The sequence below is a fragment of the Streptomyces sp. NPDC056503 genome (genome assembly GCF_042794995.1).
Taxonomy (GTDB): domain Bacteria; phylum Actinomycetota; class Actinomycetes; order Streptomycetales; family Streptomycetaceae; genus Streptomyces.
The window spans coordinates 1-8173 of sequence record NZ_JBHTST010000214.1 but is presented as its reverse complement, the minus strand read 5'-3'; the positions used below and the strand labels follow the sequence as shown (position 1 = coordinate 8173).

Sequence of the window (8173 nt, the reverse complement as noted above, 5' to 3'; positions counted from 1 at the left end):
GTGCGGCCCCTTCCGCGTTCCGTACGGGCGTCAGTCGAGGGCGAGGCTGCGGAGGACCAGGCCCGTCGCCGGCTTGGGGCCGAAGGACGTCGACTTGCGGGGCATCGTGACGCCCTGGCGGGCCAGGTCGCGGACGACCTCCTCCCGCACCGGGTGCATGAGGACCGCCGTGCCGCCGCGGCGCTCCGCCTGGGCGACGGCCGCCGCCGTGTCGTGGATGTAGGCGATGTCCTCGGGGGCGTCGGGGACGTGCCAGACGTGCTCCAGGAGCGTGGCGTGGAGGACGGTCGCGTCCAGGGTCCGCCAGGCCTCCGGGCGGTCGGCGCGGATCGTGCGGGCCAGCAGGGCCGGGTCCGGGCGGTCCAGGAGGTGGAAGGCGCCGTCGCCGGCGAGGAGGAAGGCGTTGCCCTCCGTGGTGGCCTCGGCGAGGGCCTCCAGGGCCTCCGGGAGGGGGCGCTCGACCCGGCGGACGCGGAAGGCGTCGCCGACCGCGTCGAGGGCGTCCGCCACCGGCAGGCGGCTGAGGAGGCGGTGGATCGCGCGGACCCGCAGGGGGTAGCGGACCGTGTCGATGAGGAGGACGAGGCCCTGGTTCCAGGGGCCGGGGGAGGGGTGCTCGTCCCGCAGCCGCAGATAGGTCGCCCAGCGGTGGTGCCCGTCCGCGATGAGTGCCTGGTGGCGGGTGAGTTCGGTCGTGATCGCCGCCTGCTCGGCCGGGTCGGTGACCGCCCACAGCCGGTGGTGGAAGCCGTCCTCGGTGGTCGTCGCGAGCAGGGGCTCGCGCTGGACCGCGCGCGCGATCACCTCGTCGGCGCCGTCTCCGTCGCCCGGGTAGGTGAGGAGCAGCGGTTCCAGGTTGGCGGCCATGGTGCGCATCAGGGCGGCGCGGTCCTCGACGACGTGCGGCATGACGTCCTCGTGGGGGAGGACGATCCCCTCGTCGGGCGTGGTGAGTTCGAGGGCGCCGATGATGCCGCGCTGGAGGATGCCGTCGCCCTGCTGCTCGTACACGTACAGGGCGGGGGCCGGGTCGGGGGCGAGGACGCCCTCGGCGAGCCAGCGGTCCATCGTGACCGCGGCCTTGCGGTGGCGGGTGCCCGCGGTGACCGCCTGCGGGAGGATCAGCCGCACGATGTTGTGCGGATCGGCGGATTCCAGGTGGAGCAGTCCGTCAGGTCGTACGACGACGTCGTAGGGCGGGGAGGTGACGGCCGCGAGGCTGCCCACCCGGTCGGGGACGTACCGGATGCCGCGGAAGGCATGCAGACGCAGCCCCGCCGTGTCGTCGCGGACGTCGTCGGCCGCGTGACCTGAGGTCTTCATCTCGTCATCGTAGGCGGGTTGCGGGCATGAGCGATGATCGGGGGAGCGGGGTTTCCCGGCGGTGAGTGAGGAGCGGGTGGCAATGGCGCGAGACGGCCAGGAGCGGCGGACGGAACGGAGCCGGCCCGGCGGCAGCGCGGTCGCGCTGAGCGAGGCGTACGACACGGCGCTGCTCGACCTCGACGGGGTCGTGTACTTCGCGGGCGGGGCGGCGATCCCCCACGCCGTCGAGGCGCTCGGGACGGCGCGCGACGGCGGGATGCGGCTGGCGTACGTGACGAACAACGCGCTGCGGACGCCGGACGCGGTGGCCGCCCACCTCACCGAGCTGGGGGTGCCGGCCGAGCCGGACGACGTCGTCACCTCGGCGCAGGCCGTGGCGCGGCTCGTCGCGGAGGACGTGCCGGCGGGGGCCCGGGTGCTCGTCGTCGGCGGCGAGGGGCTGCGGGTGGCGCTGCGCGAGCGGGGGCTGGTGCCCGTGGAGTCGGCCGATGACGAGCCGGTGGCGGTCGTGCAGGGGTACGGCGGCCCGGACATGGCCTGGGGCCGGTTCGCGGAGGCGGCGTACGCGATCGGGCGGGGCCTGCCCTGGTACGCCTCCAACACCGACCTGACGATCCCCGGCGCGCGCGGGATCGGGCCCGGGAACGGCGCCGCCGTCGAGGTCGTGCGGATCGCCACCGGCGGCCGGGTGGAGCCGAAGGTCGCGGGGAAGCCGCGGCCGCCGATGCACCGGGAGACCGTGCTGCGGACGGGGGCGCGGCGGCCGTTGGTCGTCGGGGACCGGCTGGACACCGACATCGAGGGCGCCTTCCACGGCGGGGTCGACTCGCTGCTGGTGCTGACCGGGGTCACCGACGCGGCGGCGCTGCTCGCGGCGGTGCCGGAGCACCGGCCGACGTACGTGTCGGCGGATCTGCGGGGGCTGCTCGTGGGTCAGCCGGAGGTCGTGGCCGACGGGGACGGCGCCTTCCGGTGCGGGGGGTGGCGGGCCTCGGCGCGCGGGGACGCGCTCGTCCTGGAAGGGGCGGAGGACGTCGGCGGGTCCGAGGTGCTCGACGGGGTGCGGGCGCTGTGCGGGGCGGCGTGGACGTGGGCCGGGGCGGGCGCGTGCGGGCTGGACGCGGGGAAGGCGCTGGCGCGGCTCGGGCTGTAGGTCCCGGGGCGGGATGTGGCGGTGGTCTCCCGGTTTTGGGGGCCACCGACCCCTGCTAGATCAATATTGGGTAGGCTAACCTAACCGGGTGTTGGTCGAGAGTCCCTCCCGTACGAGCGCGGAGCCGGTGAAGTCCGGGCAGTCCCCGAAGCGCCGGAACTCCGTGCGCGCCCTCGGGCTGCTCGCCGCCGTCGGCGCCCTGCTGCTTGTCTGTGTCCTCAGCATCATGATCGGTGCCAAGCCGGTGCCGCTCGGCGACGTGTGGCACGGGCTGTTCCACGACAGCGGCGTCGGCAACGACGTCGTCATCCACGACGTGCGCATGCCGCGCACCCTGCTCGGGCTGCTCGTCGGCCTGGCGCTCGGCCTGGCCGGAGCGGTGATGCAGGGGCTGACCCGCAACCCGCTGGCGGAGCCCGGGCTGCTCGGAGTCAACGCGGGCGCGGCCGCCGCCGTCGTCTCGGCCATCGCCTTCCTCGGCGTCACCGACGTCCGTGACTACGTGTGGTTCGCCTTCGTCGGCGCCGCCGTCGTCTCCGTCGTCGTGTACGCGCTCGGCGGCAGCCGCAGCGCGACGCCGGTGCGGCTCGCGCTCGCCGGCACGGCCGCCACCGCCGCCCTGTACGGGTTCGTGAACGCCGTGCAGCTGCTGAACTCGGCCGCCCTCGACCGGCTCCGCTTCTGGACCGTCGGCTCGCTGGCCTCCGCCGACATGGACACCGTCGGCCGGGTCGCGCCCTTCATCCTCGTCGGCGCCGTGCTGGCGCTCGGGATCGCCCGGCCGCTCAACGCCATGGAGATGGGCGACGACGCGGCCCGGGCGCTCGGCGTGAGCGTCAACCGGACGCGGGTCGTCGCCATGCTCGCCGTCACCCTGATGTGCGGCGCCGCTACGGCCGCCTGCGGGCCGATCGTCTTCCTCGGCCTGATGGTGCCGTACATGGTCCGTGCGATCACCGGGCCCGACATGCGGTGGATCCTGCCGTACGCGGCCGTGCTCGCGCCGGTGCTGCTGCTCGGCTCCGACGTCCTCGGCCGGGTCCTCGTCCGGCCCGCCGAACTCCAGGTCGGCATCGTGACGGCCCTCGTCGGCGGGCCCGTCTTCATCCGACTCGTACGCCGCAAGAGGATGGCCCAGCTGTGACCACCAAGACCCTGCGGACCGGTGGCGGAGTCTCCGTACGGTACGTGCCGCGGGCCGCGCTCTCCGGCCTCGGGCTGATCCTGCTCACCCTCGCCGTCGGCACGGTCCTCGTCTGCACCGGCGACTTCCCGATGACCCCGGGGGAGGTCCTCGACACCCTCCTCGGCAGGGGGACCGTCGTCCAGGAGTTCGCGGTGCTGGAGCTGCGGCTTCCGAGGGTCCTCGTCGCGATCCTCGTCGGCGGCGCGCTCGCCCTCGGCGGGGCCGTCTTCCAGTCGGTCTCCCGCAACCCGCTCGGCAGCCCCGACGTCATCGGCTTCGGGCAGGGCGCCACCGTCGGCGCGCTCACCGTGATCGTCCTCTTCCAGGGCAGCGCCGTCGCCACCGCCCTCGGCGCGGTCGTCGGAGGCGTCCTCACCGGCGTCGCGATCTACCTGCTCGCCTGGAAGCGGGGGGTGCACGGCTACCGGCTGGTGCTGGTCGGCATCGGCGCCGCCGCCATGCTGACCTCCGTCATCCACTACCTCATCACCAAGGCCAACCTGGTGGACGCCACCCGCGCCACCGTGTGGATGACCGGCTCCCTCGACGGGCGGGACTGGACCCAGTTCTGGCCGCTGCTCGCCGTCTGCTGCGTGCTCGTGCCGCTGGTCCTCGGCCACGGCCGGGCGCTGCGGATGCTGGAGATGGGCGACGACGCGGCGTACGCGCTCGGCGTGAAGGTCGAGCGGACCCGGATCGTGCTGATGGCCTCCGCCGTGCTGCTCGTCGCCGTCGCCACCTCGGCGGCCGGGCCCATCGTCTTCGTCTCCCTCAGCGCCCCGCAGCTGGCCCGCCGGCTCACCCGCGCGCCCGGCCCGAACCTGGCGGTCTCGACCGTCATGGGCTCCGCGCTGCTGCTGAGCGCCGACTGGATCGCCGGGAACGCCTTCGGCGACCGGCAGCTGCCCGTCGGTGTCATCACCGGCATCCTCGGCGGCTGCTACCTGCTCTGGCTGCTCGTCAGCGAACGCAAGGCGGGCCGGATATGAGCGCGCCCCAGGACCACACGAACCAGGACACCAGGAGTACCCCCATGAGCGATCGGCAGCGGCAGCGGCTCGGGGCCGAGTCGGTCACCCTCGCGTACGAGCAGCGGGTCATCGCCCGCGACCTGTCCGTCGAGATCCCCGACAACTCCTTCACCGTCATCGTCGGGCCCAACGCCTGCGGCAAGTCCACCCTGCTGCGCGCCCTCTCCCGGATGCTCAAGCCCACGCAGGGCCGGGTGCTGCTCGACGGGCAGTCCATCCACTCCCTGCCGGCGAAGAAGGTCGCCCGGACCCTCGGCCTGCTGCCGCAGTCGTCCATCGCGCCCGACGGCATCACCGTCGCCGACCTCGTCGCCCGCGGCCGCTACCCCCACCAGGGGCTGCTGCGCCAGTGGTCGCCGGAGGACGAGCGGATCGTGCAGGAGTCGATGGAGTCCACCGGGGTCGCCGAGCTCGCCGACCGGTTCGTGGACGAGCTCTCCGGCGGGCAGCGCCAGCGGGTGTGGATCGCGATGGCCCTCGCCCAGCAGACCCCGCTGCTGCTGCTCGACGAGCCGACCACGTACCTGGACATCCAGCACCAGATCGACGTCCTCGACCTCTGCGCCGAGCTGCACGAGACCCAGGGGCGGACGCTCGTCGCCGTCCTGCACGACCTCAACCACGCGGCCCGGTACGCCACCCACCTCATCGCGGTGCGCGGCGGCGAGGTCGTCGCCGAGGGCCCGCCGTCGGAGGTGGTGACCGCGGAGCTGGTCGAGCGGGTCTTCGGGCTGCGCTGCCAGGTCATCGACGACCCGGAGACGGGCACCCCGCTCGTCGTTCCCGCCGGGCGGCAGGCGCGGGCCCGGCGGGCCGTGCCCGCGCAGGAGACGGCGGGGGAGCCCGCCGGGGGTTCCGGGCAGCAGGCGGCGGGGGAGTCCGCCGAGGGTTCCGGCCAGGAGGCCGCGCTACAGAAGTGAGCGCAGCCGCAGCAGGTCGCGGAAGCCGGCCTCCAGCCTGACCCGGCCGGAGGCCCAGGCCTTGGCGAAGTTCAGCCGGCCGTCGACCATCGCGACCAGGTCGTCGCCGGTCATCGCGAGCCGGATCTGCGCCTTCTCCGGCGGCGGGCCCGTGACCGTCGACCCGACGGTCATCCGGCCGCCCGCGAGCCGGCCGGTGAAGGTCGTGTCCAGGTCCGTGAGGTGGCAGCTCAGGGTGCGGTCGAGCGCCGCGGCGCCCCGCACGTCGCCGTCCGCGCGCGCGAGGTTCCCCGCCAGCTTGTCGAGTGCTTCGCGGCACTCCGTGATCGTCGCCATCGCCGTCGACCGTACCCCAGGGCTTCGCGGTAGCGTCGGGGCATGAGCGAAGCGATGACGGACGCCGGTACGGATCCGGCGGCGGACGAGCCCGCGGCCGCGCCGCTGGGGGTCGACCGGGAGCCCACCGGGCTGCCGGCCGTCGACGCGCTCCTGGAGCGGCTGGCCGAGGCCGACCACCTCCCGGCGGACGGACACCTCGCGGTGTACGAGGATGTACACCGAGGACTGCGCGCCGAGCTGACCACGCTCGACGCGCACCCCGCCTCCGCATCCCGTCCGCACGACCCCAGGAGCTGAACCCAACGTGGCAGGAGTGGCACGCCGCCGACTCGACGCCGAGCTGGTCCGGCGCAAACTCGCCCGCTCGCGCGAGCACGCCGGCCAGCTGATCGCCGCGGGCCGGGTGACCGTCGGCAAGACCGTCGCCACCAAGTCCGCCACCCAGGTCGAGACCGCCGCGGCGATCGTCGTCTCCCAGGACGACTCCGACCCCGACTACGTCTCGCGGGGCGGCCACAAGCTCGCCGGCGCCTTCGCCGCCTTCGTCCCGAGCGGGCTGGTGGTCGAGGGCCGCCGGGCGCTCGACGCCGGTGCCTCCACCGGCGGCTTCACCGACGTGCTGCTGCGCGCGGGCGCCGCGCACGTCGTCGCGGTCGACGTCGGCTACGGACAGCTCGCCTGGTCGCTCCAGAGCGACGACCGGGTCACCGTCAAGGACCGCACCAACGTGCGCGAGATGACCCTCGACTCCCTCGACGGCGTCCCCGTCGACCTCGTCGTCGGCGACCTCTCCTTCATCCCGCTCGGGCTCGTGCTGCCCGCGCTGGCCGCCTGCACCGCACCGGACGCGGACCTCGTGCTGATGGTCAAGCCGCAGTTCGAGGTGGGCAAGGAGCGGCTCGGCTCCGGCGGGGTGGTGCGCAGCACCGAGCTGCGCGCCGACGCCGTGAAGAACGTCGCCCGGCAGGCGGCCGAGCTGGGGCTCGGGGTGCTCGGCGTCACCGCCAGCCCCTTGCCCGGGCCGTCCGGGAACGTCGAGTACTTTCTGTGGCTGCGGGCCGGCGCGCCCGCACTCGATCCGGCGGACGTCGACCGCGCCGTGGCGGAGGGACCTCGTTGACAGCATCAGCGGAACCACAGGCAGCACGCAGCGTCTTCCTGCTCGCGCACACCGGCCGGCCGGCCGCCGTGCGCAGCGCCGAGCTCGTCGTCCTGGGGCTGTTGCGCAGTGGCATCGGCGTCCGCGTCCTGGCGGCCGAGGCGGCGGACCTGCCGCTGCCGCCCTCGGTGGAGCGGATCCCGGACGACTGCCCGGAGGCCCTCGACGGCTGCGAACTGATCATCGTCCTCGGCGGTGACGGGACGCTGCTGCGCGGCGCCGAGTTCTCCCGCGCCTCCGGCGTGCCGATGCTCGGCGTCAACCTCGGCCGGGTCGGCTTCCTCGCCGAGGCGGAGCGCGACGACCTCGACAAGGTCGTCGACCGGGTCGTCACCAAGGCGTACGAGGTCGAGGAGCGGATGACCCTCGACGTCGCCGTCTACCAGAACGGCGACGTCCTGCACAGCGACTGGGCGCTCAACGAGGCCGCGGTGCAGAAGGTGTCCCCCGAGCGGATGCTGGAGGTCGTCCTCGCCATCGACGGGCGGCCGGTCACCGGCTTCGGCTGCGACGGGGTGATCTGCGCGACGCCGACCGGTTCGACCGCCTACGCCTTCTCGGCCGGCGGGCCGGTCGTCTGGCCCGAGGTGGAGGCGCTGCTCATGGTGCCGATCGGGGCGCACGCGCTCTTCGCCAAGCCGCTCGTCACCACCCCCGACTCCGTCCTCGCCGTCGAGGTCGAGCCGCACACCCCGCACGGGGTGCTGTGGTGCGACGGGCGGCGGACCGTCGAGCTGCCCGCCGGCGCCCGGGTCGAGGTCCGGCGGGGCGCCGTCCCCGTCCGGCTCGCCCGGCTCCACCACGCCTCCTTCACCGACCGGCTCGTCGCCAAGTTCGCCCTGCCGGTCTCGGGCTGGCGGGGCGCCCCCCGCTGACGGGCCCGCCGACCGGGCTGCCGTCCGGCCGTCGTCCGGTGGCCGATCGCCCCGCGGACCGGTCCGTCGACCGGTCCCCGGGGGGGCCCGGGCCGGGGGGGTTGTCGCGTCGCGGCACGGTAACCACGGTTGGTCTGGGGCGTGCTGGTGGAGTTGCGGATACGGGGGGTCTCTTATAAAAAAA

Annotated in this window: 9 protein-coding genes; 7 read left to right on the top strand and 2 right to left on the bottom strand. The window is 74.4% G+C overall.

All coding sequences use genetic code 11. The features are described 5' to 3' along the window. Positions 1 to 30: 30 nt before the first annotated feature. Positions 31 to 1323, bottom strand: a complete 1293-nt coding sequence (locus tag ACFQ8C_RS35625; protein ID WP_383465916.1) for a DUF1015 family protein — start codon at positions 1321 to 1323, stop codon at positions 31 to 33. Positions 1324 to 1405: 82 nt separating this feature from the next. Here ACFQ8C_RS35625 and ACFQ8C_RS35620 point away from each other — a divergent pair, with 82 nt between their 5' ends. From ACFQ8C_RS35620 to ACFQ8C_RS35605, 4 genes are all read left to right on the top strand, one after another. Continuing rightward, entirely contained in the window at positions 1406 to 2479 is a 1074-nt protein-coding gene (locus tag ACFQ8C_RS35620; protein WP_383465915.1) for an HAD hydrolase-like protein, read from the top strand. Between the two features lie 88 nt (positions 2480 to 2567). Then, entirely contained in the window at positions 2568 to 3623 is a 1056-nt protein-coding gene (locus tag ACFQ8C_RS35615; RefSeq protein ID WP_383465913.1) for a FecCD family ABC transporter permease, read from the top strand. Further along, positions 3620 to 4654 carry a FecCD family ABC transporter permease gene (locus ACFQ8C_RS35610; RefSeq protein WP_383465911.1) on the top strand — a complete coding sequence of 345 codons (1035 nt, stop codon included), beginning with the start codon at positions 3620 to 3622 and terminating at the stop codon, positions 4652 to 4654. The genes ACFQ8C_RS35615 and ACFQ8C_RS35610 overlap by 4 nt, the downstream gene beginning before the upstream one ends. 44 nt (positions 4655 to 4698) lie before the next feature. Further along, the gene (locus tag ACFQ8C_RS35605) at positions 4699 to 5616 is read left to right on the top strand and encodes an ABC transporter ATP-binding protein (RefSeq protein ID WP_383465909.1); all 918 of its coding nucleotides are present in this window, start codon (positions 4699 to 4701) and stop codon (positions 5614 to 5616) included. On the opposite strand, the gene ACFQ8C_RS35600 is transcribed toward ACFQ8C_RS35605, so the two are convergent. After that, positions 5605 to 5952: an SCP2 sterol-binding domain-containing protein gene (locus ACFQ8C_RS35600; RefSeq protein ID WP_383465907.1), complete on the bottom strand. Its 348-nt coding sequence runs from the start codon at positions 5950 to 5952 to the stop codon at positions 5605 to 5607. The two genes, ACFQ8C_RS35605 and ACFQ8C_RS35600, sit on opposite strands and share 12 nt — an antisense overlap. Before the next feature lie 42 nt (positions 5953 to 5994). Between ACFQ8C_RS35600 and ACFQ8C_RS35595 the strand changes: the two genes are divergently transcribed. Genes ACFQ8C_RS35595 through ACFQ8C_RS35585 form a run of 3 tightly spaced genes read left to right on the top strand, consistent with a single transcriptional unit; the run spans position 5995 to position 7989 of the window. After that, the gene (locus tag ACFQ8C_RS35595) at positions 5995 to 6252 is read left to right on the top strand and encodes a hypothetical protein (protein ID WP_383465905.1); all 258 of its coding nucleotides are present in this window, start codon (positions 5995 to 5997) and stop codon (positions 6250 to 6252) included. 7 nt (positions 6253 to 6259) lie between these two features. After that, positions 6260 to 7075: a TlyA family RNA methyltransferase gene (locus tag ACFQ8C_RS35590; protein WP_383465903.1), complete on the top strand. Its 816-nt coding sequence runs from the start codon at positions 6260 to 6262 to the stop codon at positions 7073 to 7075. Beyond that, entirely contained in the window at positions 7072 to 7989 is a 918-nt protein-coding gene (locus ACFQ8C_RS35585) for an NAD kinase (protein ID WP_383465901.1), read from the top strand. The genes ACFQ8C_RS35590 and ACFQ8C_RS35585 overlap by 4 nt, the downstream gene beginning before the upstream one ends. Positions 7990 to 8173 lie beyond the last annotated feature (184 nt).

What these genes read in the sequence shown, in the direction of transcription:
- ACFQ8C_RS35600 (WP_383465907.1), bottom strand. Translation starts at nt 5,952, where the DNA reads ATGGCGACGATCACGGAGTGCCGCGAAGCACTCGACAAGCTGGCGGGG.
- ACFQ8C_RS35625 (WP_383465916.1), bottom strand. Translation starts at nt 1,323, where the DNA reads ATGAAGACCTCAGGTCACGCGGCCGACGACGTCCGCGACGACACGGCG.
- ACFQ8C_RS35595 (WP_383465905.1), top strand. Translation starts at nt 5,995, where the DNA reads ATGAGCGAAGCGATGACGGACGCCGGTACGGATCCGGCGGCGGACGAG.
- ACFQ8C_RS35620 (WP_383465915.1), top strand. Translation starts at nt 1,406, where the DNA reads ATGGCGCGAGACGGCCAGGAGCGGCGGACGGAACGGAGCCGGCCCGGC.
- ACFQ8C_RS35605 (WP_383465909.1), top strand. Translation starts at nt 4,699, where the DNA reads ATGAGCGATCGGCAGCGGCAGCGGCTCGGGGCCGAGTCGGTCACCCTC.